Raw genomic sequence first — 25,568 nt, forward strand, 5'->3', positions numbered from 1 at the left:
GCCGGCGGCGAGGTCGGCAAGGTCGGCGTGGCCATCGACTCCGTCGACGACATGCGCGTGCTGTTCGGCGGGATCCCGCTGGACAAGGTCTCCACGTCGATGACGATCAACGCCCCGGCCTCGCTGCTGCTCCTGCTGTACCAACTGGTCGCGGAGGAGCAGGGCGTGAGCGCCGACCAGCTCACCGGCACGATCCAGAACGACGTGCTGAAGGAGTACATCGCGCGCGGGACGTACATCTTCCCGCCCAAGCCGTCGCTGCGGCTGATCGCGGACATCTTCAAGTACTGCCGGGCCGAGATCCCGAAGTGGAACACCATCTCGATCTCCGGCTACCACATGGCCGAGGCGGGCGCGTCTCCCGCGCAGGAGATCGCGTTCACGCTCGCGGACGGCATCGAGTACGTGCGCACCGCGGTCGCGGCCGGCATGGACGTCGACGACTTCGCACCGCGTCTCTCCTTCTTCTTCGTGGCCCGTACGACGATCCTGGAGGAGATCGCCAAGTTCCGCGCGGCCCGCAGGATCTGGGCGCGGGTGATGCGCGAGGAGTTCGGCGCGAAGAACCCCAAGTCGCTGATGCTGCGCTTCCACACCCAGACCGCCGGCGTGCAGCTCACCGCCCAGCAGCCCGAGGTCAACCTCGTCCGCGTCGCCGTCCAGGGCCTGGGCGCGGTCCTCGGCGGCACGCAGTCGCTGCACACCAACTCCTTCGACGAGGCCATCGCGCTGCCCACCGACAAGAGCGCGCGCCTCGCCCTGCGCACCCAGCAGGTCCTCGCCTACGAGACGGACGTGACGGCGACCGTCGACCCCTTCGCCGGCTCCTATGTCGTCGAGAAGATGACCGACGACGTCGAGGCGGCGGCGCTGGATCTGATGCGGAAGGTCGAGGACCTCGGCGGCGCGGTCAACGCCATCGAGCACGGCTTCCAGAAGAACGAGATCGAGCGCAGCGCCTACCGCATCGCCCAGGAGACCGACTCCGGCGAGCGCGTCGTGGTCGGCGTCAACCGCTACCAGCTCGACGCTGAGGAGCCCTACGAACCGCTGCGCGTCGACCCGGCCATCGAGGCCCAGCAGGCCGAGCGGCTGGCCACGCTCCGCGCGGAGCGCGACCAGCCCGCGGTCGACGCCGCGCTGGCGGCCCTGAAGAAGGCCGCCGAGGGCGAGGACAACGTCCTGTACCCGATGAAAGACGCCCTGCGCGCCCGCGCGACGGTGGGCGAGGTCTGCAACGCCCTGCGGGAGGTCTGGGGAGCCTACGTCCCGTTGGACGTCTAGAGATGGCCCAATGTCGTACTTGCGAACACGAGGAGTCGAGCGTTTATGCAATCGTCCCCCCTGCGCGTCGTCGTGGCCAAGCCCGGCCTCGACGGCCATGATCGTGGCGCGAAGGTTGTCGCACGAGCACTGCGAGACGCTGGCGTGGAAGTCATCTACACGGGGCTGCACCAGACACCGGCGCAGATCGTTGCCACTGCTGTCCAAGAAGATGCTGATGGCATCGGACTTTCTGTGCTGTCCGGCGCTCATATGACCGCCTTCGCGGAAGTCATGAAGCTACTGCGGCACGAGGAAGCGTCCAACATTGTCGTGTTCGGGGGCGGCATCATTCCCTTGGACGACGTCGAAAACCTCCTGGAAGAGGGAGTCGCCGCACTGTTCACACCAGGGACCTCGATGGCAACGGTCGTGGACTGGGTGACGACTCATGTGGGCTCGAGCAAGGAATCCCTCGGGTCCGTGCCTTCGTAGTGCCCCCGCGCGACGAGACTGTGGACGCCGGCCGCAGCCGACATCCAAGGCAGCCCATTCGACACTGGTTGGCAGACCGCATCGGCTCCCGGCGCAATAGGCGCTGTCTGCGCTCTGCAGCACCTCTCTGCGACCATCACGCGTCGAGGTATGCACCAAGTTCGCGTTCGAGCGCCGCCTTCGGCTTGGCGCCGACGATGGTCTGGGCGACTTCGCCGCCGACGTAGAGGTTCATCGTTGGAATGGACATCACGCCGTACTTGGCGGCGGTGTCCGGGTTCTCGTCGATGTTGAGCTTGACGATCTCGATTTTGTCTCCGTGTTCGGCCGCGATCGCCTCCAGGGAGGGAGTCAGATGTCGGCAGGGGCCACACCAGGCGGCCCAGAAGTCGACGAGGACGGGCTTGTCGCCGGTCAGGACGTCTTGGTCGAAGGTGGCGTCTGTGGTGCTTTTCAGTGCCATTGCGGCTTCCCTTAAGTCAGAGAGTCAGGCGGTGACGGCCGCGGACGCCTTGTCCGGTTCGGCCTGCTCGCCGTGTCCTTGAGCAGCGAGGTAGCGCTCGGCGTCCAGAGCTGCAGCGCAGCCGGAGCCGGCGGCGGTGATGGCCTGTCGGTAGGTGTGGTCGACCACGTCGCCCGCGCCGAACACGCCGGGGATGTTCGTCTTCGTGGAGGAGGCGGCGACCTTGAGGTAGCCCTCGCTGTCGAGGTCGAGCTGGCCGGCGAAGATCTCGGTGCGCGGGTCGTGGCCGATGGCGATGAACAGCCCGGTCACGTCCAGGTCGCGCGTGTCGCCGGTGAAGGTGTCTCGCAGGACGACACCGGAGAGCATGCCGTCCTTCTCCTTGATCTCGGCGATCTCGCTGTCGAACGCGAAGGAGATCTTGTCATCGGAAAAGGCCCGGTTCTGCATCACCTGGGAAGCCCGCAGGGCCGAGCGCCGGTGGATGACGGTGACCGAGCGAGCGAAGCGCGTCAAGAAGGTGGCCTCCTCCATTGCGGTGTCGCCGCCGCCGACCACGACGATGTCGCGGTCGCGGAAGAAGAAGCCGTCGCAGGTGGCGCACCAGGACACACCCCGCCCGGACAGCCTTTCCTCGTTCGGCTGGCCCAGCTTTCGATAGCCGGAGCCGGTGGCCACGATCACGGCGCGGGCCCGGTGGACGGTGCCGGCGGAGTCGGTGACTTCCTTGATACGGCCGAACAGGTCGACGGAGACGATGTCGTCCTCGATGATGTCGGCGCCAAACCGCGCGGCCTGGGCCCGCATGTTCTCCATCAGGACCGGCCCGTCGATACCCTCGGGGAAGCCGGGAAAGTTCTCGACCTCGGTCGTGGTGGTCAGGGAGCCGCCGACGAAGACGGCCCCGCCGAAGACGAGCGGCTTGAGCTGGGCGCGGGCTGCGTAGAGGGCGGCGGTGTACCCGGCCGGGCCGGAGCCGATGACGATGACGTCGCGTATCTCGCTCATGCGGTCTTCTCCGGCGCGATCTCGGCGATCAGACCCTCGACGAGCTTCTTGATCTCGTCCCGGATGGGCCGGACGGCCTCGACGCCCTGTCCGGCCGGGTCCTCCAGCTTCCAGTCCAGGTAGCGCTTGCCGGGGAAGACCGGGCAGGCGTCGCCGCAGCCCATCGTGATGCACACGTCCGACTCCTTGACCGCGTCCACGGTCAGGACCTTCGGCGTCTCGGCGGAGATGTCGATGCCGACCTCGGCCATCGCCTCGACCGCGGCCGGGTTCACGGCGTTGCCGGGGTTGGAGCCGGCGGAGCGGACTTCTACGCGGTCGCCGGCCAGGTGAGTCAGCCACGCGGCGGCCATCTGGGAGCGGCCGGCGTTGTGGACGCAGACGAACAGGACGGACGGCTTGCCGGAAGACTCGGCCATGGTGATCGTTCTCTCTCGTCGCATGACGGACCAGCCGCCAATGACTTCAGCCTCCGCTGGTATCAGCGGTCATCGATGTGAGAGTATCAGTGCATGCTGACTTCAGTCGAACCTGATGTGATCCGGGTGCTGGGCGATCCACTCCGCCTAAAAATTGTGACCCTGCTGGCCAGCGAGACGCTCTGCACGACACACCTGGTCGAGGAGACCGGAGCCAAGCAGACCAACCTCTCCAACCACATGAAGGTGCTGCGCGAGGCCGGGATCGTGGAGACCGAGCCCTGCGGCCGCTACACCTACTACAAGCTCAAGCCCGAGGTCCTGACCGGACTCTCCGAGCAGTTCGCCGCGCTCGCCGACTCCGCCCGTATTGCCGCCGAGAACAAGAGGGCCTGCCCGTGACCTCCACCGAACGCGCTGCCGCCCCCGCCACGCCGGGAGCCGGCGGTGACGACTCGATCGTCAGGAAGCTCTCCACCCTTGACCGCTTCCTCGCGGTCTGGATCCTTCTCGCCATGGCCGTCGGCCTCGGCCTGGGACGTCTCATTCCGGGCATGAACGACGCGCTCGCGAAGATCGAGGTCGGCGGGGTCTCCCTGCCGATCGCGCTCGGCCTTCTGGTCATGATGTACCCGGTGCTCGCCAAGGTCCGCTACGACCGGCTCGACACCGTCACCGGCGACAAGAAGCTGATGGTTTCCTCGCTGGTCATCAACTGGATCGTCGGCCCGGCGGTGATGTTCGCGCTGGCCTGGATCTTCCTGCCCGACCTGCCCGAGTACCGCACCGGACTGATCATCGTCGGCCTCGCCCGCTGCATCGCCATGGTCATCATCTGGAACGACCTGGCCTGCGGCGACCGGGAAGCCGCCGCCGTCCTCGTAGCGCTCAACTCCGTCTTCCAGGTCATCGCGTTCGGCGTCCTGGGCTGGTTCTACCTCGACCTACTGCCGCAATGGCTCGGCCTCGGCGACGGCCAGGGCCTGGACGTACCCGTCTGGCACATCGCCCTCAACGTCATCGTCTTCCTCGGCATCCCCCTGCTCGCCGGGTTCCTCACCCGCCGCATCGGCGAGAAGAAGATGGGCCGCGAACCCTACGAGCAGCGCTTCCTGCCGAAGATCGGCCCCTGGGCCCTGTACGGACTGCTGTTCACCATCGTCATCCTCTTCGCCCTGCAGGGAAAGACGATCACCTCGCAGCCGCTGGACGTCGTCCGTATCGCGCTGCCGCTACTGGTCTACTTCGCGATCATGTTCTTCGGCACCTTCCTCCTAGGCAAGGCCCTCGGTCTCGCCTACGACCGCACCAGCACGCTCGCCTTCACCGCCGCGGGCAACAACTTCGAACTGGCCATCGCCGTCGCCATCGCCACCTTCGGCGTCACCTCCGGCCAGGCCCTCTCCGGCGTCGTCGGTCCGCTCATCGAAGTACCAGTGCTGATCGGCCTGGTCTACGTCGCGCTCGCCTGGCGCAAGAAGTTCGCGCCCGCCGCCCTCACCACACCGGGAAGGGACATCTGATGCACTGCCTCGACTGCCGGGCCGCAGGAAGCAACAGCCCATGCGTCGGCGTCTGCCGGCGCTGCGGCGCCGGAGTATGCGCCCAGCACGCCCGGATCGCGGCCCATAGCGTGCGCCTGGGTCCTGTGCTCGGAACACCTGCCGGGGCCGAGGCCCGCACGGTGCTGTGCCCTCTCTGCGCGACAGCCTGGGCGCCCACCGCAGCAGCCCCGACTCCAGCTCCGTGACCCGCACCACGGATGTCGTCGTGGTCGGCGGCGGCCAGGCAGGGCTCGCCGCCGGCTACCACCTGCGCCGCCAGGGCCTGGACTTCGTCATCCTGGACGCCGAACCCGGCCCGGGCGGGGCCTGGCAGCACATGTGGGACTCCCTGCACCTGTTCTCCCCGGCCGACCACTCCTCCCTGCCGGGCCGCCTCATGCCCACCCAGCCCGGTAACACCTACCCGGACGCCGGCCACGTCGTGGAATACCTCGCGGACTACGAGAAGCGCTACGACCTGCCTGTCCAGCGCGGAACCCGGGCGGAAGCCGTCCACCGCGACGGCGACCGGCTCCTGGTCGAGGCGGATTCCGGCACCTGGCGGGCGAAGGCGGTCGTCAGCGCGACCGGCACCTGGTCGCGTCCCTTCGTTCCCACCATTCCCGGCCGCGGCATCTTCGCCGGGCGGCAGTTGCACACGGTGAACTACCGCAGTCCGGTCGACTTCGCCGGGCAGCGCGTGATCGTGGTCGGCGGCGGGAACTCCGGCGCGCAGATCGCCGCCGACCTTGCCCTGGACGGTGACGTCGACGTCACGTGGACGACTCAGCGCACGCCGCGCTTCCTGGCCGACGACATCGACGGCCGTGCCCTGTTCGACGCGGCCACGGCCCGCCGCCGCGCCCTGGACGCCGGCCGCGGTGACACCGGCGGGGTGGCCTCGCTCGGTGACATCGTCGCGGTGCCACCGATCCGCACCGCGCGCGACGCTGGACTCCTGCAAGCCCGCCTGATGTTCAGCCGGCACACCGCCACCGGCGTCCAGTGGGCCGACGACAGCCGGTCGGACGTGGACGCGATCATCTGGTGCACCGGCTTCCGGCCGGCCCTGGCGTACCTCGCCCCGCTCGGGCTGCGCGGCCCGCGAGGCCACGTCGCTACCTCCGGTACTCAGGCCGTCGGTGAAGCCCGCCTGCACCTGCTCGGTTACGGCGACTGGACCGGCCCGGCTTCCGCCACCCTGATCGGCGTGGGCCGCCCTGCCCGGGAGGCCGCCCACCAGATTGCGCGCCGGGTGAGCCGCTGACCCGCGACCGACCGTACGGTGCGCCAGGGGCCGACTGCTGAGCGTGCTGCCGCCGGCAGTGACGGCCAATGATTCCGTCCCTTCTGTTCCCCTCGTCCCACAACGCTGTGCTCGGGACGATCGTCGCCAACTCCTCGAGTGCCTTGGGTGGGACCTCCGAGGCGCATTGCCGACGAACAGCAAGCGCGGCTGACCACACCTGCAACGCCGAGGAGCGCCACCGACTCGTCGGTGGCGCTCCTCGGCGTTTGGTCCTTACTCGCCTACTCCAGGTAGATGCCGGCGAAGGCGCCGTCGAAGCCGAGCGCGACGAGACACTGCTCGACGCCGGGGTAGGTCGTGACGTCCGGGCTGTCGATCAGGGCGTCGAAGTAGGCGCGGCTGATCTCGGGTTCGAGCCACTGGTTGCTGCACCGGCAGCGGATCCAGACACGGCGGCCGTGGTTGATGAGCAGCCAGTCGCGCCGGGCCCGGCAGGCCGAGCACGTCGTGGGGATGCCGCCGAAGGCCAGCTCGTGTGGGTGGCTGAGGCAGCGGGTCGCGCCGGGACCGGTGGCGGGCTGCGTCTCGTACTGAAGTTGCAGCAGAGGATCGGTGCCGGCGGGGAGGACGGGCAGCACCGGTGTCGGCTCTGCGGTGCGGTCGGTGGTTCTGAGCACGAGCGTCATCTCCCGATCGTGGGCTTTCTGTTTCCATCCGTAACAGCCGGTGGAATCAGCTGTCCAGGCAATTCGTGGAGGCCGGCCGGTCGGTGGGCGGCCTTCTGGACTCTGCTCAGCGGCGTGGTGGGCGGCTACGCGGTTCCGAGGCGGCAGGGCGAACCGCCGCCGTGAGGGCGTTGCGTTCGCTGACGCGGTTGGCTGAGGTCTTGGTCGGACGGGCGCCAGCCTGCGGGCGACGGAGAGCTTCGCCGGGGTGGGCGGAGAGCTGGGCGATCCGGCGCAGGCGCCAGACAAGGACGTCATTCACGTCCGCGGCTGTGTCGAGTTCCCGCATGTCGATGGCATGCTGCAGGAGTGTGTCGGGGTCGTGGCCCGCCTGCTCGGCCTGAGCAAGGGTGGCGATCAAGGCGTCGTTCTTAGTGGACGGGCTGTCTGCTCGCGGTCCCTGCTCCGGCAGAACTGCGCGGATGGTGGCCTCGTGTGTCCGGCGTTCGGCGTCGGGGAGGGCACGGCCTTGGTCATGCAGCACTCGCATCGGCGTGGCGGCGACCTGCCGGTAGGCAGCTCGCAGGTGCTCGGCGGCCTGACGGGAGGCGTGGGCCTGCTGGGCGTGGCCGCGGGCGGAGTGCCAGCGGGCGGCGGCGAGGGTGACCAGGACCAGTGTGGAGACGAGCATGGCGGTGGTGCCGCCGTCCTCGCCACGGCCGAGAGCGCCGCCGGCCTGGACGATTCCCCGTGCGGCCGAGCGGAGAGCCCGGGTGTCGGCACGTTCTGCTCGGACATGGCTGCGGGTCGCCCGCTCGAAGGCTCGGGCGGCTGCCCCCAGCTCGGCGCGGGTGGTGGCCGGGGAGGTCTGGGCGACCGCGTCGAGGAGTTCTCCGACTCCGACGAGCTGGGCGGCGGCTTCGTCGTCGCTGTCGAGGAGGACGGCAGCACGCTCGGCGACCCCGGTGGCGCTCCGTCGCTCTCGGGCGGGCGGGGACCAATCCGCCCGGCCACCGGCGGCCGGAGGCGTTGCCCGCTCGGCAACGCCTCCGGCCAGCCGGAGACGGATCTTCGGAAGGGACAGGTCGGGGGCCAGCTTGGAGCCGGGATACCAGATCGGCTCGCCGTGGCGGTTGCGGTCACCGGGGAGCGCGATGTTGTAGCCGATGGCGTCGCCGGACGGGGCGGTCCGCATCTTGACGCGGAGGCCCGCCTCGCGCAGCCGGGTGAAGAACTCCTCTTCGGTGGCCGCTCCGGCGAGGGCCTGGCGGACGGCTTCGCGGAGCGTCTCGCGTGGGGCTTCGGGTCGGCCGGTGCGCTCGGCCTTGAAGCGTTCGGCGCTGGTGGGGGTCTTGGCTCCGGTGCCGTCGCCGGGCTTGAGCCGACGCAGGCCCATCTCCTTTTCGATGCGCCGGCATTCGGCCTGGGCCTTCTTGAAGTCGTAGTTCATCCGGGGACGGCGCAGGTCGCCTCGGACCATAGTGGCCAGGATGTGGATGTGGTCGTCGGCGTGGCGCACGGCGATCCAGCGGCAACCGTCCGGGTCGCCTTCGGGGGCGAGGTTGACTGCGTGGAGCAGGCGGCGGGCGACCGTGTTCCACTCGGCGTCGGTCAGGGTCCGGTCGCCGGGATCGGTGCGGACCGAGCAGTGCCAGACGTGCTCGGCCGGTGCCTTGGTGCCGGCTTGCTTGACGCGCAGGTCCAGCGCGGCAGCGAGTCGAGCGAGGGTGACCTTCGGATCAGGGCCCGGGCTGGTGTCGCGTCCGGGGTCGGGGGCGAAGCCGTCCCAGCTCCCGACGAGATGGGGGTCGATGTGCTCGTCGCGCTTGCCGGGGCCGTACAGGTAGGCGAGCAGGCCGTGGGTTCGGGAGCCGCGCCGGATCTTGGGGACCATCAAAGCCGCTTCTTCACCAGAGCGTCAGCGGTGTCGTCGACGCGGGCCAGGAGCCGCGTCAGGACCGTGAGCACGCGGTCGAGTTCGCCGGGGCGGGGCTGTCCGCCGGCGTTGAGGACGTAGGCGATCTGGTTGATGTTGTTGCCGATCCGGGCCAGGGCGGTGCGCAGGGCGGCCAGCTCGTCGATGGCGGCGTCGAGTCGTTCGTTGGTGTGCAGGGTGGTCGAACCGCGGGCGGCTGCGAGGCCGACGGCGGCGAGGAAGCGTGCGACGGTGATGCCGCGCTGCGCGGCGGCGGCGACGATCTCGGCCTTCTCGGTGTCGGAGAGGCGGGTGGTCGTCTTGCGGGTGCGCTCGTTCGGGTTGCGGCTGCGGCGGCGCGGTTTGCGGTCGGGGAAGGCGGGCGTGCTCGGGCTCGGCTGCTCGCGGTGGTCGTCGCGGTCGGCTTCTCCCCCAGTGACCGGCGCCCCCTGGTGCCGGTCGCCCGGCTGGCCCCCGAGCGCCCTCGCTCGGGGACCAGCCGGGCTTCCTCCGCCCTCCTGGGCGGGGGCAAGTGCGTACGACGGGCCGTAGGACCGTCGTACGCGACAACTTGCTCCGCCAGGAGCCGTCGTGGGGTCACGCTGCTGTCCGGCGGTGGTCGCCGCCGGGTCGTCGGTGGTCACCGGCTTGTCTCCGGATCCTGCTGCTGGATTTCGCGGACGAGTTCCTCGATCCAGTCCATGGCCAGGATCGGGTGGTGCAGGGTCCAGGGGCGACTGTGCTGCTCTCGTTGCACGATCCAGGTGTTGTCGGGGCCGGACTGCGCGCGATGGAGGTGGCCGCGCCGGTACAGAACGGTCAGCCAGGAGTCGACTTCGGCAGGAGTGGCCGGGCGGGTGCGCATCGGGTGTTCTCCGCTTCTGCTCTGGAGGGTTGTGTGGCGGGTGCCCGGAGCGGGTGACCGGCCGAGGTGACCGGCTCGGTCACCCGCTCCGTGGTGTCCGGTCAGCTCCGGACGGAGGTGACCGGCTGTCCGTGCTGGGCGCGGAGCTGGGCCATCAGGGCGGTCAGGGTGTCGCTGGACAGCGGGATCTGCTGACCGCGGATCGCCTGGGCAACCACCTTGCGGGTCAGCTTGTCCTCGGCCCTGACCGCTGACCGGGCGATCTTCAGCAGTTCCTCGGTGTCCGGGTCGGGCCGCCGGTCACCGGGTGTCCGGACACCCCGGTCAGTGACCGGCGGAGGAGCGACCGGCCGGCCGGTGACCGGCGCCGGGCTGTCCTGGTCGCCGGTGTCCGGGGCGGTGTTGTCGGGGCGGACAGTGACCGGCCGCGTTGCGTCCGACTGTCCGGGCAGGTGAGTGACCTCGTGCGGCTGACCCAGGCCACCGTTGACCGGCCTGCTGTTGTCCGCTGGGGCACTGTTCCGGGTCAGTGACCGGGGGGCGGGGGTCGCCTTGTCCGGGGACAGCGGCGGCCGGTCGGACAGGGCGGTGACCGGCTGACCGGCCTCCGGCTGCTGACCGACCTGGTCGGCCCGGGTACCCTCGACACCGTCGCGCCGTTCGGTCTGACCGAGGTGACCGGCCTGACCGAGGGCCTCACGGTCACTGCTCTTGACCGGCCCCCGGGCGATGAGGATGTAGAGGTGGACCGCTCCGGCCAGGGCGAGCGGGGCGATGGTGGACAGCACCGCGACCACCGTGTCCCCGAGCCGGAGGCCGGTGCCTGCGACCGCGTCCTCGTTGAGTCGTACCGCGTGGAGCGCGTTGGCCCAGATGCTGGCGGCGGTGGCGGTTCCGAAGAGCGTCCAGACGTAGAGCCGGCCGCGCAGGGGCGCGTGGCGGAGGACCAGGAGTGCCCGGATGCCGTAAGCGATGAACCCGTCGATCACCAGGGGGAAGAGGTAGGTGAGGAAGCCTCGGACGTGGATGGCGACGGCCATCTGCTGGAGGGCGTCGTACGACAGCGCGCATCCCGCACCGCCCAGGGCGACGACGACCGCGCGGTCCCAGCCGGAGACGTGCGCCGTCTTCGGAGCGCTCGTGGTGGTCATGCCGCCGTTCCGAAGTCGTCGCGACCCAGGCGTCCTCCGCCGGCCTCGGGTGGCGCGGTGGTCGTCGCGGGCTGGTTCAGGTCGCGGTTGCGCAGGGCGCGGCGGGTCTCGCGGTACAGCTTCTGGGCGTGCTCCTCGGTGACCTTCAACAGCCAGGCCAGACGCTGCTCGGTCACCCCGTGGCGGAAGGCGGCGTAGACAACCGCGCGGCGCTCGGCCTTGGTGAGGTGGACGTCGCGTCCCGCGATCGTGTCGTTGACGCGGCTGTAGTCGAGACGGTGGGCGATCTTCTCGTGCAGCGGCCCGCGCTCCTCCTCGGTCAGTCCCCCGCGGATGCCGTCGGTGTCACCGCCTTCCAGCGCGGCGTCCAGGCAGGCTCGGCGGACCGGGCACTGGCCGCAACGCGACTTTGCGGCGGCGATCTTCCCTGTCTCGTCGGGCTCCGGGAAGAAGGTCTCGGGGTCCACCGGGTTGTACTGGGTGCTCTGACAGACGGCATCGTCCTGCCAGGTCTGGTCGCCGAGCGACCGGTGACGGGCAGGGTTGATCGTCGTGTGGGTCATGCGGGTTGCTCCGATCGCCCTCCGCGCGCAGAGGCGTCGGCGGAGGGGTGCGGTGGGTCGGGAAGGTATGGGGCAGCGCTGCGGCCGCGCGGCCATGGGGTGCCGGCGTGCCGGGCGTCAGGCAGCGGCCCGATGGCGTCTGCGGTCCACCGGCTCGAACTCGACCCGGTCGGTCATCTGGGCGAGCCTGCTGGTGACACGGTCACCGAGGCAGGCCCGGAGGTCCTTGATCGCCAGGTTGGTGGTCACCAGGGTCGGCAGCATGAGGTTGTAGCGGCGGTTGATCAGCCGGTACGTCACTTCCTCGACCCACTCGGACGTCTTGGCCGCCCCGAGGTCGTCGATGAGCAGCACCGGGCAGCGGCTGACGGCCGCCAGCTCGCGCTCGCTGTCGACGCCGGGCCGGGGGCGCAGGTCCGCGTACAGGTCAGCGGCGGTGGTCGCGCGCCAGCGGACCCCGAGGCCCATCCGGACGAGCAGCCGGATCGCGCCGTACGCCTGGTGCGTCTTGCCCGCGCCGACCACCCCGGCCATCAGCAGGCTCGGACCGGTCGTGACCTGCCTGCGCGCTCCGAGGCTGGGGGCGACGGCCAGCGCGGCTACGTCCCGGGCCCAGGCCAGGACTTGCGGGTGGTCGGCCAGGGCCTCCCTGTAACGCGGGGGCATCCCGGCGGACAGGGCTTCCAGTGGCGAGAACGGCTCGGGCTCGTCGGCCAGGTCTTCGAGGGAGGCCGGGTTGATGTTGCGAGCGGCCAGGATGCGGGCCATCCGGTCGAGGGTTCCTGCGCTGCCGAGGGTCTGGAGGTCGCGGGTACGGGCGGTCATCACAGCTCCTCGGCGTAGGCGGCGGCAGCATCGACCGGGTTGGTCCACGCCTGGTGAGCGGGCACGTTAGGGCCGGATCCCGGCCCCGCCAAACCGCCGGGTCGTGCGTTCATGGCCTCGTTGACCATGCTGGTCAGCACGCTCGGGTGCTTGGGGTTAGCGGCGAACCTCGCCAGCCCGGCCCGGATGTCCTGCGGGTCGATGCCCTCGGCCAGGAGCTTCTTGGTGATCCGCCCGAGGTGTCCGATCACGTCGCCCGGCGGGCGCTTCTCGCAGGCGCTGACGTACTCGCCGACGAGTTGGTTGGCCGAGACCTGGGCGGCGGGCGCAACGCGCCCCGTAGGGAAGGGAGATCCAGGATCCAAGATCCTAGATCCAGGCGCCGAGCCCTCTCCGAGGTTTCGGGGAGGCTTCGGGCAGTCTTCGGCGAGTGTCGCTTGACCTGCGGCTTTCGCCTCTCCCTTGTCAGGTTCGGCGTCGGGGTCGACGAGGGTGCCCTGCTGGACGGTCGGGGCCGTGCCTCGATGCACGGCGGCGGTCGGTGAGGGCGATGCGAGTCCATCGAGGTCTCGGGAAGGGTTCGGCGAAGCCTCGGCGAGCCCTCGGACATGGGTGGGCGACGCCTCGGTCCTGCCGTTGCAAGTCCCCTTGCAGGGGCCGCACCGGTCCGCCGCATGGTGCTGCGGGCAGGCGGGCAGCCGGGACTGGCTCGGCTTGTCGATCTTCTGGTGGTCGGACCAGGTGACGATGTGCAGGTACCGTCTGCCGTCGCAGCCGGAGTAGCGGCAGACGAGGCCCGCGTTGGCGAGTTGCTGGAGGTCGTCCTCGACGTGGACGCTGGTGTGCTCGGCGCGCAGGGGCCAGAGAAGTCCCGCGATGATCGCGGCGTTGTCCCGGTGACGACCGTGGTCGTCGGCCTGGGTGAGGAGGCCGAAGAAAGTACGCTCGGCCGCGACGGTCACCTCGGCGAGGGACTCGGAGGTGAAAGCCTCCGGCTTGATGGTTCGGATCCGCGCCATGTCAGCGGCGCCGAGCTGCGGCGAGGTCGCTGCGGGTGAGCGCCGCCGTGTCGAGGTTGAAGATGTGGGCTCGGTTCCAGTCCAGGGCGGGCCAGACCCGCAGGATCCAGCGGGCCGCCACCCTGCTCGTGGTCCGGTTCAGGTCGATCGTCTTCCCAGCCGCGTCCCTCGCGATGAGGTGCGGGTGTGGCCAGGACTGCCTCGGGTCGTTGAGGCTGACGCGGATGGTGGCCGCGCCAGGGATCATGTCAGCGAGCTGAGCCGCGAGACGCTGTTGCCGGGCCGTATCCAGGCAGGCCAAGCTTCCGCCGTCGGCGGTGTGCATGCGATACTCCGTTGCTCGTAGGAGCGCGTGCGGCGTTCTCGTGCGAAGAAGCGCGCCGCCCGCGAGATGTGAATCGGTGCCCCCTCGGGGCGCCGGCCCGGCGCTTGGGAGTTGATAGCTCCCGGGCGCCGGTTTTGCGCCCCCTGGGATTCACGGGCCCCGCGTCTGCATCGCTTCTCCTCCTTGCCTCGCGGTCCGTGCTCCGCTTACGCGGGGACCAGGACCATATGGCGACCCCGGACACAAGTCCATCGCTTACCCCGCCTGAGCAGGTGCGGAACATCGCAATGTGGTCGAGCGGGAGTCAACGTACACTGCAGTGACGCTCATTCGTCAACTGCAATGGCGAAGCTCAGCTCACCAAAGTTCGCAATCACCACTGGAGTGGATAGCATGGGGGTAACGGAGGGCTGGAGATGACCAACGAGACCGAGCGAACCTTCGCGGAGCTGCTCGACTACCTGTTCCGCGCGGTACACCCAAAGAGCCGGGGCCCTTACACGTACGCCGAGGTGTCGAACGGGATCCGGGAGAAGTCCGGGGTAGCCATCTCGGCAAGCGCCATCCAGCAGCTACGGACGGGCACCAACACCAACCCGAAGATGCAGACCATCGCAGCACTCGCCGGGTTCTTCGGGGTGTCGCCCGCGTACTTCTTCGAGGAGGAAGCAGCCGAACGGACGCTGGCCGAAATCGGTGTGGTCGCCGCGATGCGCGATACGAACGTGCGCAGAGTCGCGCTGCGTGCGAACGGACTGAGCACCAGCAGTCTCCAAATGGTGACCGCCGTGATCGACCAGGCCCGGCGGCTGGAAGGGATCCCGGAAGACTCAGCCGACTCCGGCCTGCTCGACGACGACTGAGCAGGTTGCCATGCAGCCTGCTGCTGCCGCCAGTTCAGATCAACGACCGATCGCCTCTTGGCCGTCTTCCATGAGCACCGTAACGCGAAGCATGTCGCTACGCGCGGGCCGGAGAGCGACAGTACGGACGGCGACCTCCCCGCCTCGGTGGTACCGGACTCTCAGCCTGCGGAGAGCCCCGTCGCCGTGATCAACCATTTCCCGTCGGTCCCAGATCCTCCGCGCAGCCGGCGAGCCCTCGAGGATGTCGTGCTCCAGACGCTGCAGGGCCTCGTCCTTCGGGTGATTGGCTCGCTCGTACCGGATCTGTCCCAGATAGGGACGCGCCCAGTCCCGTTCCCAGCACACCAGCTGCTCACGCGCCTCGGAGCTGAGGAACGTCCATCGCATCTGATTGCCCATCTGCACCGCTCCGGGGAGCCATAGCTCGGCTGCCTTGTTGTGCCCGACCATGTTCCACGCCAGGTCCGTGACCACGGCTGGATCCGGCGCCTGGTTGTCGATGAAGTGCTGGAGCGTCGCGTCCATCTCCGCAGCCGCGTCCGCCGCCGGCACAGCGGCAAGCGCCGGCGGACGCCCCACGGCTTTCAGGTACAGCGCTTGACGCTCCGCGCGGCTCAGCCGCAGCGCGGCCGAGACACGGTCCAGGAAGTCCCCGGAGTAGCCGGCCTCCCGGCCCTGCTCCAGCGCGCCGTACCACCGCGCGCTAACGCCGGCCAAACGAGCTACATCACTGTGCGTCAGACCTTTGCTGCGCCGACCGTGCACCGGCAGGCCCGGGATCGCGCGGGGATCCGCGCGTCTGCGCCAGGACCGCAGCAGCTCAGACAGGGACTCCCCGAAGGGATCGCCGACGTCATCCTGCCCGTCCCGGAAGTCCATAGCGCCAAACCCTAGGTCTCGCTGTCGGGTGATCTGAGACACGAAACGCGCCGAGGCTTCCCGAAATCGTCATTCAGAGTAGTCGGCTCTCACGTGCGCCATTCATTCGGCCGACCGGTTGCGGCGACCTCAACTCCAAGGAACAGAGCCGAACCCACCGCCCAACTCGGCGGTAGGCCGCTCAGAGTACTCACCCAGCCCTGGCGCTTACACCAGCGATTGATCACTGCATGTAGTCGGAACCGGCCCTTCCTGGAACCACGGGTTCCAGCTAGGTTCTGCCATTCTCCCGTCATCGCCGCGACAAGTCGGCGCACAACCCAGGCTGTGGGGGGATTGGTTTGCCCATGCCGAAGACCGACGGGAGTCGGCGGCGCGAATGGTGTGAGGAGCAGGTCGACCGTCTGCGCCTTCCCTACCGCTTCAGCACACGCGATTTGCGAGAATCCATATCAGCGCTTCGCGGTAAAGCCATTGTGCTGAAACCTCTGAAAACGCTCGGCACTGCCGATGCTCCATGCGGCATCAGACTGGAGACGCCGACGGCAGACCTTCTGTTCTACGAGGAGGGCACCTCAGTCCATCACCAGCGCCACATCCTCACTCATGAGCTGTGCCACGTCTTCTTCGACCACCCCGGCAGTCTCACAGTCGACACGGACACCGCGCACGTGCTCGAGGTCAACCCCACGCTGGTGATGCGAATGTCCGGACGGACTAGCTATTCGACCGCCGATGAGCGCGAAGCGGAGACGATGGCGAGCGTAATTCGCCAGCGCATCTACCGCGAAAGGGAGCGCCCACCATTGGCCCCTGAAAAGGGCACAGACAGCTGGGACGCACTGTTTTCCCAACCAGCCCTGAAAGGTCGGTTTCGCTTCCGATGAATACAGTCTTCCTCGGCATGGCTTGCATTCTCGCGACGGCTGCCGGCTACTGGGTCTTCGGCCGGGGCACGCCCAGGCCCGCTGGCACCTGGGCCATGGGGGCGCTCTTGGCATCGTTCGCCGCCGCTTTCGCCTCGTACTCTCCACCGGTTGAGGACGCGGTCGAGGCGGTCATCCCGCATGTGGCTCGTCTCCTGAGTAACAGCGCCTCTCTAGCCGCAGCCACTGCGGTCCTGGCCGTTTCCCACCAGGTGAACCTTGCGCGCGAGGAGGCCCGCCGCCGCACGAAATCCCGCGCCAGCCTTCTGACCGTCGTCGTGTTCGGCATGACGCTGCTATTCGGCGTGGAGCAGATGACGCACAGGTCCCCGCAGGCCCATGCCCTGTATCTGCTCCTGTTCATCTCATACCTCGGCTTCGCCGTCATCGACTTCCTGGTGCAGGCCGTACGCCAGTCGAACGCGACACGGCGAGGCAGCGTCCGGGCCGGGCTTCGGACAGCAGCGGCGGGCTGTGTCCTCGCTCTGGTCTACGTCGCCTACAAACTGATCCGACTCGTCGACCTGGGCCTGGGTCTGGGTCTCATCAACGGCGATTCGGAGTGCTCCTCGCTCGGCGGCAGGTGTGCCTTCAGCGTGACGGCGCCTGCGCTCGCCGTCCTGCTGATCTGCGCCGGCCTGACCTTCCCCGCCGTGGCCTACCCGATCAGCCAGGCCCACCGCCGACGCTGGGAGGTGCGGTCCTTCGAGGCGCTCGGCCCACTGTGGCAGGACCTGTCATCCGCGATGCCGTATATCGTCCTCTCGTCCGTGGACGCCGAGAGCCCGTTGACCGAGGAATCCGACTTCCTTCTGCAACGACGAGTGATCGAGATCAGCGACGGGATACTCGCACTCCGCCCGTACCGCTCACAGCAGGTGGAGGACGCCGCGAGGATGGCTTCGCCCGACCACGGCGTGAAGGGCGCGGCCTTCGTGGAGGCGGCCATAGACAAGGCCGCCTTGGCAGCGATACGAGCAGGCAGGCTCCCCGAGGTCGTTGCTGCCCCGGCGACGACGGACGCCTCCGTCAGGAAGAACCTCCGAGACGACACGGAGTGGTTCCTTCTGGTGGCCGACGCCTACTCCCGTTACGGGCCCGTGCGTGTCGCCGACGATGTCCCGCCCGAGCCGATTGGAGCCTGATGGCATGAGCGAACCGACGGCAGACCCTGCCTTTCTGCATGACCCCTACCCCACCTACGCCGCGCTGCGATTGCAGTGCCCGGTGCAGCATGTGCCGACGGGCTCGGGCGGGCACAGCAACTACCTCGTCACCGGATTCGAGGAGGCCCGACAAGCCCTCGCGGACCCGCGGCTCTCGAAGAACACCGCGGCGTTCTTCGCGGGCAAGGAGTCGCGTCGTCGTCTCCATCCGGCTGTCGCGCACAACATGCTGGCCACCGATCCCCCGGAGCACACCCGCCTGCGCAGGTTGGTGACGGGCTCGTTCACCACGGGCGCGGTGGAAGATCTTCGGCCGTTCATTGCCCGGACCGCAGACGCGCTGCTGGACCGGTGGCCGACCGACAGCCCCGTCGACCTCGTCGCCGAGCTGGCGGTGCCACTCCCCGTCATCGTGATCTGCGAGTTGCTCGGTGTCCCGGAGCCGGACCGCGCAGACGTCCGGCGTTGGTCCGGTGAGTTGTTCACCTCCGGGGCACCCGCCGTCATCGACGCCGCCTCGCACTCCTTGGCGGACTACATGACGGGGTTGATCGCCGAGAAGCGTACTCAGCCAGGGCAGGCGCTGCTCGACCGCCTCATCTCGGCCCGCGACGGGGACGACCGGCTCTCCGAGGAAGAGATGGTGTCCCTGGGTGTACTGCTGCTGGTCGCCGGCCACGAGACGACGACCAACCTTCTTGGAAACGCGGTCCTGGCCCTTCTCCAACATCCCTCGGAGCTTCACCGCCTCCGCCGGCGCCCCGCCGAGATCACTTCGTCGCTCGACGAGTTGCTCCGGTACGACTCGCCCATCAGCACCGCGACGTTTCGGTTCACCACCGAGGCGGTCACCCTGGGCGGCGTCGAAATCCCGGCGGGCAATCCGGTACTCGTTGCCATCGGCGCCGCCAACCGCGACCCGGCGCGCTGGCCGGAGCCGGACGACCTCGATCTCAGCAGAGGCGCTGCCGGTCACCTGACCTTCGGACACGGGATCCACAGGTGCGTCGGAGCACCCCTGGCAAAAGCCGAGGCGGACATCGCGCTTCGGAAGCTGCTCACACGGTTCCCCGACATGAAGCTCGCGGTACCGGCTGAACAGCTCACTTGGCGAAGGACACGCCTGGTCCGAGGCCTTACGACGCTGCCGGTGTCTGTTTCGCCTGCATAGTGGGACCAGTGACTTGGTCACGTGCATTCCGCCGCACCATGATCCGAGCGACGACCAACGGGCGGGACAAAGTAGCGGCTCCTCCAACCGCTGCTTCACTGGTCGGCGGGCCGCTCTGCCGCGCCATGCGTAGCGCATGCTTCTGCTCGCTTGGGGAGCAGGCTCTCGGCTCGAGCGAGATCCTCCGGGGTGTCGACCGCCACACCGCCGTCCACGACAGGGATCATCTGCACCGCGTGCCCGTGCTCGACGAAGCGCAGCATCTCCACTCCCTCGGCGCGCTCCAAGGGGCCCTGCCGGAGCTGTCGGAAGCGCCGCAAGGCCGTGCCGGTGAAGCCGTAGAGACCCAGTTGGCGCAGGTACCTGGGCCGGTCACCCTTCGGGTAGGGGATGGGCTGGCGCGAGAACATCAGGGCATCGCCTCGGGCCGCGACGACGACCTTGACGACGTTGTGGTCCAGGACCGCGCCGACGTCGGCCAGTTCGGTATACGCGTTGACGGCGACCGTTCCCGACGGCAGGTGCTCCAGGGCCTCGGAGATGTCGTCGATGGCGGTCGGCGAGATGAACGGCTCGTCACCCTGAACGTTGATGTATGCATCAGCCGGCAGTCGCTCGGCGACCTCTGCGACCCGGTCGGTGCCGGTGAGGTGTTCTCCGGTGCGGATGCACTCGATACCCAGTTCGTGGCATGCCGCTTCGATGCGTTCGTCGTCGGTCGCCACGACGGCTCCGTCGAGGCGTTTGGCCTCCAGGCAGCGCTGGTGGACGTGCCAGAGCAGCGGCTGATCGCCGAGTCGGGCCAACGGTTTGCCAGGGAAGCGTGAGGCGCCCCAGCGGCAGGGTATGACGGCGATGTGCCGTCGCGGTTTGGTGCCGGTCGTTGCGGCTGTGGTGGCGGCCACGGCGTTCTCCTGATGGTCGGGGGCGGTGCGCTCAGGGCAGCAGGGCGAGCTTGGAGCGGACGGTGGGCGAAGCAGCGCTGGTGAACGGCCGCCATTCGTAGCCGTCGACCTCTTCTTCCTGGAGCGTCACCGGGTGCTCGGCGGTGAGATGGAAACCCCATCGGAAGTCCACGTGATGGTGGGCCGACTCGTCCTTCCAGGGGTTCGCGTCGATGGGGTGCACGTCTATGTCGAGGGGCACGTCCTCGTGGCCCGGGAGGGGAACGACTGCGCTGGGCGGGACACCCGCCTCCTCGTGCAGTTCACGTAGGGCAGCGGCCCGAAGGTCGCGGTCCTCCGGTTCGTTGTGCCCGCCGGGTGCCAGCAGTTTCCCGGACGCCCTGTGCACGATGTGGAGCACGCGCCGGTCGGTGGCGATGACGATGGCGCTGCACGTCACGTGGGCGGGGAACGTCTTCCGGTGCGTGGGATCGTCCGAGGTGGCCAGCGCTGAGAACAGCGGTGCGAGAGAGTCGCGTTCGTGTGGATGGCGGGCGAGGTACGCCTCGGTGACGGAACGGATGTGGTCGGCGGAGGGCGGCACGGGGTTCACCTTTCGAAGTGGTTGAGCCAGGTTCTAGCGATGGCGTCGCGGTCGGCCGCCGGCATCTCGTGCAGTCCGGGCCGGAAGCGGGTGTGGCTGAGTGCTGCCGTGGCGGCGAGTATCTCGGCCTGCACGAGGTGGATGTACGCGCCGACGGCTGCGCCGTGCACGAAATTGACGGCGCCGCCGTCGGCGAGCACGTAGAAGTAGTGGCCGGTGACCTCGTATCGCGTCAGCTGAGCGCCGACTGATGTGCGTTCGTATAGGTCGTGAAGGCTGCTGAGTTCGAGTTCGTCCTCGGAAGAGGTCACTGATCCGAGATACGCGCCGTTCCGCAGGGCGGCGAAGTCCTCATACCGAAGGGCGAGATTGCCGGTGGCGCACAGGACCAGTTCCGCGTCGCACACGGCCTCGGTGGTGGACACGCTGGTGCGGAAGCCGAGGGAGTGCGCCTGTACCCGCTTGACCGGATTGCTGTCGTACACGGTGACGCGCAGGTCCTGGGCCCGCAGGGCCTGGGCGATGGCGCGGCCGATCTTGCCGAAGCCGATGACGCAGGCGTTGCGGCTGGTCAGGATGTCCCCGCGGGCCCGGACGAGGGCGTCGGTGGAGAACACGATCGACCGGCCGACGAGGTGGTCCTCGCAGTCCTTGAGCGGGGAGCGGGCCACGGACACAACCGGGCACGGCAGGGAGTCGATGGCCGCGTACCGCTGGTGACCGTTCTCGGTGTCCTCGACGACGCCGAGGATGCGGCCGGAGAATTTACTCACGAGCGTGTCGAGGCTCGCCGCGAAGTACCCGCCGATGTCCACCAGGACGACGTCCTGGCCGCCGGCCGTGTCCTCCAGGTAGTCCAGCGCTTGAGTCTCGTCGGTGAACCGCTCCCGGGTCAGGTCGTGGACCGGCAGGGTGCGGCGGACGGCGTCGAGGGTCGGCTGGTGGATCGACCGGGGCTTGGGGAGCACGGCGCCGATCGTGGACACCGCGGTCATGGCACGCAGGAACGCCGGCCTTTCCGGGAGCACGTGCGTGATGACCAGCGTCGTGATCGTCCCGCCGGCGGGGAACTGCGCGGTGATCCGTCGGAAGAAGGCGTCCAGCCGCGCTCGCTCGCGAGTTTCCATTACCACTCCTCTCGGGCTCCGAGGCGTAGGGCTACGCGGCCCGGCTGTAGTCCGGAACCTGCGCAGCCAGCGCCTGCATGTGGGCGCGCAGTCCGCTGTGGAGGTCGACTCGCGGCTGCCAGCCGAGGAGTTCTCGGGCGCGTCTGGGGTCGGCACGGGTGAGGAGGACGTCACCATTGCGCGCGTGGTCGTGGTGGAGCTGGATGTCGCGACCGGTGAGGCTGGTGGCGACGTTGATCACGTCCAGCAGCGATGCGTTCGATCCGCCGCCGACGTTGATGGCGCCGTGAGCGGTCGGGACGACGGCGGCGGCGATCGTGGCGGCGACCACGTCGTCGATGTAGGTGAAGTCGCGGCGCTGGTGGCCGTCTCCGTACAGACACAGGGGCTGTCCGGTCAGGGCGGCGAAGAGGGCGCGGTGGGTGAACATGTCGGCGCGCTGCCGGGGGCCGTAGACGGTGAAGTACCGCAGGGCGACAACGCTGGGACCGATGGCGCGCTCGGCGTAGGCGAGGCAGAGCTGCTCCTCGGCCAACTTGGTCACGGCGTACGGGGAGGCGGGATTCGGGCGGTCGGCCTCGAGGCTCGCGCCACCGTCGGTCGGACCGTAGACGCTGGAGGAGGAGGCGACGACCAATCGGAGGACACCGATGCGGGTGGAGGCTTCCAGGACGCGGTGGGTGGCCAGCACGTTGGACGCGAGGTAGTCGCCGAACTGCGGTCCCCAGGAGGGCCGTACACCGGGAATCCCGGCGAGGTGGAACACCGCGTCCGCGTCGATGAGGAGAGGGTCGATCGCGCAGTGGAGGAGGTCGGCCGTGACGTGGTGGTATCCCGTGACCCCCCGCAGTGCAGCGAGGTTGGCGGCGGCCGTGGGGTCGGTGGACGGGTCCCGGCAGTCCACGCCGATCACGGTGGTACCGGCCTGGACGAGGGCGTGTGCGAGGTGGGAGCCGATGAATCCGGCGGAGCCGGTCACCACGGCCCGTCGGGGGGCAGCGATGGTCGGTGGCTGCTCGTGCTGCGGCACGGGAAACTCCAGAGAGGTTCGTCGAAGAGGAAGGTCAGGTGAGCCGGGACAGGACGGTTCGGCCGTGCGCGCTCAGGGCGAGATCGTTCTCCTGGTGGCCCTTGACCAGGGCCGTGGCCGCCTCGATGGCGCCGAAGGACTCCAGAAGGCGACGCTCGGAGTCGTTCGGCGGACGCCCGTATCCGTCGAAGAAGGCCGTGCGGAGGTGGGGCGCGGCTTGCCAGCGTCGGAATTCGAGCCGTGCGAAGTCGCGGACCCGGGCGTCGTGTCGCATGTGCTCGAAGTCGCAGATACCGAAGGTGTCGCCGATCAGCCAGTTGCGCGGCTGGTAGTCGAGATGGCAGACGGCGCTGTCCATGCGGCTGGCGCCCAGGATCGCCGCGTGGTGCTTCAGCAGGTTCTCCTCGGCCGGGTCGATCAGGTCGGTGTGGACGGCCCGGTCGATCCAGCTCTGGAAGCGCTCGGCGAGCGCTGCCCCGACGGCGCCGCCCTGCGGCATGGAGGTGGCCCGGTGAAGCTTGCCGAGGACATGGCCGGCCTCGTGATGGGCCAGTTCCTCCTCGGGTGAGCCCGGGGCCGCAGTGTCCGCCCGATCGCCTGTGAGCGCGGTCAACAGCAGGGTGAGGGTGGCGTCGTCGTGGCCGACCAGCTTCGGCGCGTGGCTGGTCAGGTGGGTGCCCCATGCACCGTAGGCGTGGAGTTCCCCGGCGTACCGGTCGCGCTCTGCGTGCTGCTTGGCGATGAAGTGACGCCCGTCGCCGGCGACCAGACGCACGATCCGGGGCGGAAGCACGGGCTCGCGTGCGATCTCGACTGCGCCGAGGAAGTGATACGCCAGTCGGATCCGGGGATCGTCCGATGTCGTGATCACGGGGTCGGCTCCGGCGTGAGGAGACTGAGGTGCTCGGTGTCGTTGTGCCGATCGAGCATCCAGCGGGTCTGGCCCAGGCGGTTGCGGTGGTGCTGCCAGCGGGTGATGGAGGCGTGGTTGTGGGTGAAGCCGGCCGGCGAGTCGATCGGGATACCGAGCAGCAGAGTGTGTGCGGTGATCACCGTCTCCCCATGGGCCGCGAAGACGATGCGCTTCCCCTGGTTCTCCTCGATGAGCTGGCTCAGGTTCCCGCTGGCACGCTTCAGGAACCCGTTCCAGGTGTCGGAGCCAGCGGCCCAGGGGGTGTCGGGATGCGCATGCGGTCCGCCGTCGGCGGCCGTCTTCACCGCATCCCAAGCTTTGCCGTCAGCGTCGCCGTGGACCGGGCCGTCGAGACGATCGTCGTGGTGCAGTGGGATCTGCAGCGTCTGGGCGATGATCTCGCCGGTCTGGACGAGACGGATCCGCGGGCCCGCGTAGACCACGTCGAAGGGCTTCTTCAGGTGTTCGGTAGCCAGGCGGCGGGCTGCCTGCTCGGCCTGGGCGTATCCGAGGTTGGTCAGGCCGGTGCAGGTGCGCGGTCCCCCGACGAGGCCGTCGGCGTTGCACTGAGCCTGACCGTGCCGTACGAAGACGAGTTCGGTGGTGATCACGAGGCTCCTCGGTGGTGGAAACGGAGGGACAGGGCGTAGCGGTAGCCGTTACGGCCGACGTACGGGGCGGTGAGCACTGCGTGCAGGCCCAGGAAGCTGTCGAGCCGTCCTCGGTCCGTCGTGCCCAGCCGGGCGTCGTGACTTCGGGCTGCCGTGTTGTACGCGAGCAGGGCGGCGTTGACGGCCTGGTCCCTGAGCGGTCCGTACGTCAGATGGAGTGTCGCGATGAGCTTGGCGAGGTCGTAACCCATCGGGGCAAGCGACAGGTCGTCGGTGTCGACGGCGACGATGTCCTGCGTGCTGGTGATGATGAAGTTCCGCGGGTTGCTGTCCTTGTAGAAGGCGCATGGTCCCTGGGCGGTCGCTTCCAGCAGGCCGAGCATCGCGTACAGGGCCGCCTTGTTCGGCAGGTAGCCCTGTTCGTGGCGTCGCCGTAGGGCTTTCTCCCGAAGACCGAGGTAGTCGCCGAACGCCGTGCCGTCCTGGAAACGGTGCGGGGTGTCCAGCGACGCGGACCGCAGGTCGCTGGCCCAGGCGGCACCGTGGGCGTGGCCCAGCAGTTCCGCCATGCGCGGGAGGTCCCCGGGGCGCACGGAGCGGCCCTCGATCCGTTCGAACGTCAGACTGTCAGGTCCGATGGTGCGGAGGGCCGGCTGCCGCAGCGGCTTTGCGTGCTCGTTGATCCACCGGTAGTGGCGCACAGCCCCCGCCGCGCGTTCCGGTGTCGGGTAGTGCTTGGTGAACGGCGCGAGGTTCATGCCGGCCGCCCCTCGTTCGCCTGCGCGACGACGAAGGTGACGCGGGACCGGGTGATGAGCGGCCGGTCGGGAAGGAACTCGTGCAGGGTCGCGGCCAGGGCCCCGGGGTTGCCGTACAGGCCGGGCGCGAGATCGTACTTGGGGTTGGTGGCCAGGTACTGCGCCGTGTGGTCGTGGCCGTCGAAGGTGAAGACGTGCTCCTCGTCCAGGAGGGCGATCACGTCCAGCGAGGAAGCGGCCAGGTCGGCGAGGTTGCCGCTGTGGGCTGCGGTGTAGAGGCTCTCGTGCTGGTGGGCCCGCGGGTCAAGGCCCGCGGAGGCGACCAGGTGATCCATCTCTTGGTAGCTGTCGACGCCCTTGGTGACGAGTACGGCCAGACCCTCGGGGGCGAGCACCCTGGCGATCTGCGCGATGACGTCCTTGGGGCTCGGCGAGTGGTAGAGGCAGAACGCGGCGATGGCGACGTCGCACGATCCGGCTGGCATCGGGACGTCATGGAAGTCGCCTTCGACGAAGTCCACTGTGGTGTCGTGCAGTTCCTTGGCGCGCTCGCGGGCCCGGGCGAGCAGGGAGGGAGCGGCGTCCAGGCCGACGACGCGCTGCGGCCGGAGTTGCTCGGCGATGACGAGGCTGCTTGTGCCGCGACCGCAGCCGATGTCGAGCACCACGCCAAGTCGGTCCGGCTGCCCGTGGTGGGTCTGCACCAGGCTGACGATCGTCTCGGGTACGGGGCGGCCGGAGGTCTTCGCACGCATCAGGGCGCTGGTCCGCCCGGCCAGCCGCGAGGCACGGCCGTACAGCTCCTGCTGCCTGGCGGGGTCCAGGAACGGGTTGGGCTCGTTCATGCCGCACCCCCTGCCCGGG

At 69.0% G+C, this 25,568-nt stretch carries 31 protein-coding genes; 10 read left to right on the forward strand and 21 right to left on the reverse strand.

The features are described 5' to 3' along the window. Together KUM40_RS39030 and KUM40_RS39035 are read left to right on the forward strand one after the other, a co-directional pair. A partial coding sequence (locus KUM40_RS39030) for a methylmalonyl-CoA mutase (protein ID WP_254396329.1) occupies positions 1-1,284 on the forward strand: 1,284 nt, incomplete at its 5' end. Between the two features lie 45 nt (positions 1,285-1,329). Further along, positions 1,330-1,758, forward strand: coding sequence for a cobalamin B12-binding domain-containing protein (locus tag KUM40_RS39035; protein ID WP_217171125.1), 429 nt, complete (start codon positions 1,330-1,332; stop codon positions 1,756-1,758). A 136-nt stretch (positions 1,759-1,894) separates the two neighbouring features. On the opposite strand, the gene trxA is transcribed toward KUM40_RS39035, so the two are convergent. From trxA to KUM40_RS39050, 3 genes are read right to left on the reverse strand one after another with little or no spacing between them, the layout of a single operon-like run. Beyond that, positions 1,895-2,221 (reverse strand): thioredoxin, encoded by a 327-nt coding sequence (gene trxA, locus KUM40_RS39040; protein ID WP_217171126.1) that lies wholly within the window; start codon positions 2,219-2,221, stop codon positions 1,895-1,897. 24 nt (positions 2,222-2,245) lie between these two features. Beyond that, positions 2,246-3,229 carry a thioredoxin-disulfide reductase gene (gene trxB, locus KUM40_RS39045; RefSeq protein ID WP_217171127.1) on the reverse strand — a complete coding sequence of 328 codons (984 nt, stop codon included), beginning with the start codon at positions 3,227-3,229 and terminating at the stop codon, positions 2,246-2,248. After that, a complete protein-coding gene (locus KUM40_RS39050) occupies positions 3,226-3,648 on the reverse strand; it encodes an arsenate reductase ArsC (protein WP_217171128.1) in 423 nt (140 codons plus the stop codon). The genes trxB and KUM40_RS39050 overlap by 4 nt, the downstream gene beginning before the upstream one ends. A gap of 93 nt (positions 3,649-3,741) precedes the next feature. Between KUM40_RS39050 and KUM40_RS39055 the strand changes: the two genes are divergently transcribed. Genes KUM40_RS39055 through KUM40_RS39070 form a run of 4 tightly spaced genes read left to right on the forward strand, consistent with a single transcriptional unit; the run spans position 3,742 to position 6,459 of the window. Beyond that, positions 3,742-4,050 carry a helix-turn-helix transcriptional regulator gene (locus KUM40_RS39055; protein WP_217171129.1) on the forward strand — a complete coding sequence of 103 codons (309 nt, stop codon included), beginning with the start codon at positions 3,742-3,744 and terminating at the stop codon, positions 4,048-4,050. Further along, positions 4,047-5,171 (forward strand): ACR3 family arsenite efflux transporter, encoded by a 1,125-nt coding sequence (gene arsB, locus KUM40_RS39060; RefSeq protein WP_217171130.1) that lies wholly within the window; start codon positions 4,047-4,049, stop codon positions 5,169-5,171. The genes KUM40_RS39055 and arsB overlap by 4 nt, the downstream gene beginning before the upstream one ends. Next, complete coding sequence (locus tag KUM40_RS42790; RefSeq protein ID WP_217171131.1) at positions 5,171-5,398, forward strand: DUF2180 family protein; 228 nt, start codon at positions 5,171-5,173, stop codon at positions 5,396-5,398. Before arsB ends, KUM40_RS42790 begins: the two co-directional genes overlap by 1 nt. Then, the gene (locus tag KUM40_RS39070) at positions 5,395-6,459 is read left to right on the forward strand and encodes an ArsO family NAD(P)H-dependent flavin-containing monooxygenase (protein WP_217171132.1); all 1,065 of its coding nucleotides are present in this window, start codon (positions 5,395-5,397) and stop codon (positions 6,457-6,459) included. Before KUM40_RS42790 ends, KUM40_RS39070 begins: the two co-directional genes overlap by 4 nt. Positions 6,460-6,722: 263 nt before the next feature. Here the strand turns inward: KUM40_RS39070 and KUM40_RS39075 are convergent, their stop codons facing one another. From KUM40_RS39075 to KUM40_RS39115, 9 genes are all read right to left on the reverse strand, one after another. Beyond that, positions 6,723-7,127: a hypothetical protein gene (locus KUM40_RS39075; RefSeq protein ID WP_217171133.1), complete on the reverse strand. Its 405-nt coding sequence runs from the start codon at positions 7,125-7,127 to the stop codon at positions 6,723-6,725. Between the two features lie 106 nt (positions 7,128-7,233). Next, entirely contained in the window at positions 7,234-9,000 is a 1,767-nt protein-coding gene (locus tag KUM40_RS39080; RefSeq protein WP_217171134.1) for a relaxase/mobilization nuclease domain-containing protein, read from the reverse strand. Then, positions 9,000-9,665, reverse strand: coding sequence for a plasmid mobilization relaxosome protein MobC (gene mobC / locus KUM40_RS42545; RefSeq protein ID WP_217171135.1), 666 nt, complete (start codon positions 9,663-9,665; stop codon positions 9,000-9,002). Before mobC ends, KUM40_RS39080 begins: the two co-directional genes overlap by 1 nt. Further along, positions 9,662-9,886, reverse strand: a complete 225-nt coding sequence (locus tag KUM40_RS39090; protein ID WP_217171136.1) for a hypothetical protein — start codon at positions 9,884-9,886, stop codon at positions 9,662-9,664. Before KUM40_RS39090 ends, mobC begins: the two co-directional genes overlap by 4 nt. Positions 9,887-9,987: 101 nt before the next feature. Continuing rightward, positions 9,988-11,037 (reverse strand): DUF2637 domain-containing protein, encoded by a 1,050-nt coding sequence (locus KUM40_RS39095; protein ID WP_217171137.1) that lies wholly within the window; start codon positions 11,035-11,037, stop codon positions 9,988-9,990. Continuing rightward, the gene (locus tag KUM40_RS39100; RefSeq protein WP_217171138.1) at positions 11,034-11,600 is read right to left on the reverse strand and encodes a WhiB family transcriptional regulator; all 567 of its coding nucleotides are present in this window, start codon (positions 11,598-11,600) and stop codon (positions 11,034-11,036) included. Before KUM40_RS39100 ends, KUM40_RS39095 begins: the two co-directional genes overlap by 4 nt. A gap of 117 nt (positions 11,601-11,717) precedes the next feature. Further along, complete coding sequence (locus KUM40_RS39105; protein WP_217171139.1) at positions 11,718-12,425, reverse strand: ATP-binding protein; 708 nt, start codon at positions 12,423-12,425, stop codon at positions 11,718-11,720. After that, on the reverse strand, positions 12,425-13,444 hold the full coding sequence (locus KUM40_RS39110; protein WP_217171140.1) for a hypothetical protein: 1,020 nt from the start codon (positions 13,442-13,444) through the stop codon (positions 12,425-12,427). Before KUM40_RS39110 ends, KUM40_RS39105 begins: the two co-directional genes overlap by 1 nt. Before the next feature lies 1 nt (position 13,445). Further along, positions 13,446-13,691, reverse strand: coding sequence for a transcriptional regulator (locus tag KUM40_RS39115; protein WP_308401336.1), 246 nt, complete (start codon positions 13,689-13,691; stop codon positions 13,446-13,448). Positions 13,692-14,185: 494 nt separating this feature from the next. Here KUM40_RS39115 and KUM40_RS39120 point away from each other — a divergent pair, with 494 nt between their 5' ends. After that, positions 14,186-14,632, forward strand: coding sequence for a helix-turn-helix domain-containing protein (locus KUM40_RS39120; protein WP_217171142.1), 447 nt, complete (start codon positions 14,186-14,188; stop codon positions 14,630-14,632). Positions 14,633-14,671: 39 nt separating this feature from the next. Here KUM40_RS39120 and KUM40_RS39125 read toward each other — a convergent pair whose 3' ends face one another. Beyond that, positions 14,672-15,514 carry a helix-turn-helix transcriptional regulator gene (locus tag KUM40_RS39125; protein ID WP_217171143.1) on the reverse strand — a complete coding sequence of 281 codons (843 nt, stop codon included), beginning with the start codon at positions 15,512-15,514 and terminating at the stop codon, positions 14,672-14,674. A 347-nt stretch (positions 15,515-15,861) separates the two neighbouring features. Between KUM40_RS39125 and KUM40_RS39130 the strand changes: the two genes are divergently transcribed. The 3 genes from KUM40_RS39130 to KUM40_RS39140 are packed head-to-tail and all read left to right on the forward strand — an operon-like array spanning position 15,862 to position 18,777. Next, positions 15,862-16,401, forward strand: a complete 540-nt coding sequence (locus KUM40_RS39130; RefSeq protein WP_254396330.1) for a regulator component — start codon at positions 15,862-15,864, stop codon at positions 16,399-16,401. Continuing rightward, entirely contained in the window at positions 16,398-17,585 is a 1,188-nt protein-coding gene (locus KUM40_RS39135; RefSeq protein WP_217171144.1) for an MAB_1171c family putative transporter, read from the forward strand. Before KUM40_RS39130 ends, KUM40_RS39135 begins: the two co-directional genes overlap by 4 nt. Before the next feature lie 4 nt (positions 17,586-17,589). After that, positions 17,590-18,777, forward strand: coding sequence for a cytochrome P450 (locus KUM40_RS39140; protein WP_217171145.1), 1,188 nt, complete (start codon positions 17,590-17,592; stop codon positions 18,775-18,777). A 95-nt stretch (positions 18,778-18,872) separates the two neighbouring features. Here KUM40_RS39140 and KUM40_RS39145 read toward each other — a convergent pair whose 3' ends face one another. The 8 genes from KUM40_RS39145 to KUM40_RS39180 are packed head-to-tail and all read right to left on the reverse strand — an operon-like array spanning position 18,873 to position 25,549. Beyond that, positions 18,873-19,682, reverse strand: coding sequence for a 3-deoxy-manno-octulosonate cytidylyltransferase (locus tag KUM40_RS39145; RefSeq protein ID WP_217171146.1), 810 nt, complete (start codon positions 19,680-19,682; stop codon positions 18,873-18,875). Between the two features lie 31 nt (positions 19,683-19,713). Then, positions 19,714-20,265 (reverse strand): NUDIX hydrolase, encoded by a 552-nt coding sequence (locus tag KUM40_RS39150; protein WP_281907700.1) that lies wholly within the window; start codon positions 20,263-20,265, stop codon positions 19,714-19,716. Positions 20,266-20,270: 5 nt separating this feature from the next. After that, a complete protein-coding gene (locus KUM40_RS39155) occupies positions 20,271-21,392 on the reverse strand; it encodes an adenosylhomocysteinase (RefSeq protein ID WP_217171148.1) in 1,122 nt (373 codons plus the stop codon). A gap of 31 nt (positions 21,393-21,423) precedes the next feature. Further along, the gene (locus tag KUM40_RS39160) at positions 21,424-22,422 is read right to left on the reverse strand and encodes an NAD(P)-dependent oxidoreductase (protein ID WP_281907702.1); all 999 of its coding nucleotides are present in this window, start codon (positions 22,420-22,422) and stop codon (positions 21,424-21,426) included. 34 nt (positions 22,423-22,456) lie between these two features. Next, positions 22,457-23,293, reverse strand: coding sequence for an aminoglycoside phosphotransferase family protein (locus KUM40_RS39165; protein ID WP_217171149.1), 837 nt, complete (start codon positions 23,291-23,293; stop codon positions 22,457-22,459). Then, complete coding sequence (locus KUM40_RS39170) at positions 23,290-23,946, reverse strand: histidine phosphatase family protein (protein ID WP_217171150.1); 657 nt, start codon at positions 23,944-23,946, stop codon at positions 23,290-23,292. The genes KUM40_RS39165 and KUM40_RS39170 overlap by 4 nt, the downstream gene beginning before the upstream one ends. Continuing rightward, positions 23,943-24,704 (reverse strand): phosphotransferase, encoded by a 762-nt coding sequence (locus KUM40_RS39175; RefSeq protein WP_217171151.1) that lies wholly within the window; start codon positions 24,702-24,704, stop codon positions 23,943-23,945. Before KUM40_RS39175 ends, KUM40_RS39170 begins: the two co-directional genes overlap by 4 nt. Continuing rightward, a complete protein-coding gene (locus KUM40_RS39180; RefSeq protein WP_217171152.1) occupies positions 24,701-25,549 on the reverse strand; it encodes a class I SAM-dependent methyltransferase in 849 nt (282 codons plus the stop codon). Before KUM40_RS39180 ends, KUM40_RS39175 begins: the two co-directional genes overlap by 4 nt. Positions 25,550-25,568 lie beyond the last annotated feature (19 nt).

This window comes from Streptomyces sp. AC512_CC834, from assembly GCF_019049325.1.
Classification (GTDB): Bacteria; Actinomycetota; Actinomycetes; order Streptomycetales; family Streptomycetaceae; genus Streptomyces.

Excerpts from the sequence above, each read along its gene's own strand:
- KUM40_RS39035 (WP_217171125.1), top strand. The coding sequence starts at position 1,330 with ATGCAATCGTCCCCCCTGCGCGTCGTCGTGGCCAAGCCCGGCCTCGAC.
- trxA (WP_217171126.1), bottom strand. The coding sequence starts at position 2,221 with ATGGCACTGAAAAGCACCACAGACGCCACCTTCGACCAAGACGTCCTG.
- trxB (WP_217171127.1), bottom strand. The coding sequence starts at position 3,229 with ATGAGCGAGATACGCGACGTCATCGTCATCGGCTCCGGCCCGGCCGGG.
- KUM40_RS39050 (WP_217171128.1), bottom strand. The coding sequence starts at position 3,648 with ATGGCCGAGTCTTCCGGCAAGCCGTCCGTCCTGTTCGTCTGCGTCCAC.
- KUM40_RS39055 (WP_217171129.1), top strand. The coding sequence starts at position 3,742 with ATGCTGACTTCAGTCGAACCTGATGTGATCCGGGTGCTGGGCGATCCA.
- KUM40_RS42790 (WP_217171131.1), top strand. The coding sequence starts at position 5,171 with ATGCACTGCCTCGACTGCCGGGCCGCAGGAAGCAACAGCCCATGCGTC.
- KUM40_RS39075 (WP_217171133.1), bottom strand. The coding sequence starts at position 7,127 with ATGACGCTCGTGCTCAGAACCACCGACCGCACCGCAGAGCCGACACCG.
- KUM40_RS39080 (WP_217171134.1), bottom strand. The coding sequence starts at position 9,000 with ATGGTCCCCAAGATCCGGCGCGGCTCCCGAACCCACGGCCTGCTCGCC.
- KUM40_RS39090 (WP_217171136.1), bottom strand. The coding sequence starts at position 9,886 with ATGCGCACCCGCCCGGCCACTCCTGCCGAAGTCGACTCCTGGCTGACC.
- KUM40_RS39095 (WP_217171137.1), bottom strand. The coding sequence starts at position 11,037 with ATGACCACCACGAGCGCTCCGAAGACGGCGCACGTCTCCGGCTGGGAC.
- KUM40_RS39100 (WP_217171138.1), bottom strand. The coding sequence starts at position 11,600 with ATGACCCACACGACGATCAACCCTGCCCGTCACCGGTCGCTCGGCGAC.
- KUM40_RS39105 (WP_217171139.1), bottom strand. The coding sequence starts at position 12,425 with ATGACCGCCCGTACCCGCGACCTCCAGACCCTCGGCAGCGCAGGAACC.
- KUM40_RS39110 (WP_217171140.1), bottom strand. The coding sequence starts at position 13,444 with ATGGCGCGGATCCGAACCATCAAGCCGGAGGCTTTCACCTCCGAGTCC.
- KUM40_RS39115 (WP_308401336.1), bottom strand. The coding sequence starts at position 13,691 with ATGATCCCTGGCGCGGCCACCATCCGCGTCAGCCTCAACGACCCGAGG.
- KUM40_RS39120 (WP_217171142.1), top strand. The coding sequence starts at position 14,186 with ATGACCAACGAGACCGAGCGAACCTTCGCGGAGCTGCTCGACTACCTG.
- KUM40_RS39125 (WP_217171143.1), bottom strand. The coding sequence starts at position 15,514 with ATGGACTTCCGGGACGGGCAGGATGACGTCGGCGATCCCTTCGGGGAG.
- KUM40_RS39130 (WP_254396330.1), top strand. The coding sequence starts at position 15,862 with ATGCCGAAGACCGACGGGAGTCGGCGGCGCGAATGGTGTGAGGAGCAG.
- KUM40_RS39135 (WP_217171144.1), top strand. The coding sequence starts at position 16,398 with ATGAATACAGTCTTCCTCGGCATGGCTTGCATTCTCGCGACGGCTGCC.
- KUM40_RS39140 (WP_217171145.1), top strand. The coding sequence starts at position 17,590 with ATGAGCGAACCGACGGCAGACCCTGCCTTTCTGCATGACCCCTACCCC.
- KUM40_RS39155 (WP_217171148.1), bottom strand. The coding sequence starts at position 21,392 with ATGGAAACTCGCGAGCGAGCGCGGCTGGACGCCTTCTTCCGACGGATC.
- KUM40_RS39175 (WP_217171151.1), bottom strand. The coding sequence starts at position 24,704 with ATGAACCTCGCGCCGTTCACCAAGCACTACCCGACACCGGAACGCGCG.
- KUM40_RS39180 (WP_217171152.1), bottom strand. The coding sequence starts at position 25,549 with ATGAACGAGCCCAACCCGTTCCTGGACCCCGCCAGGCAGCAGGAGCTG.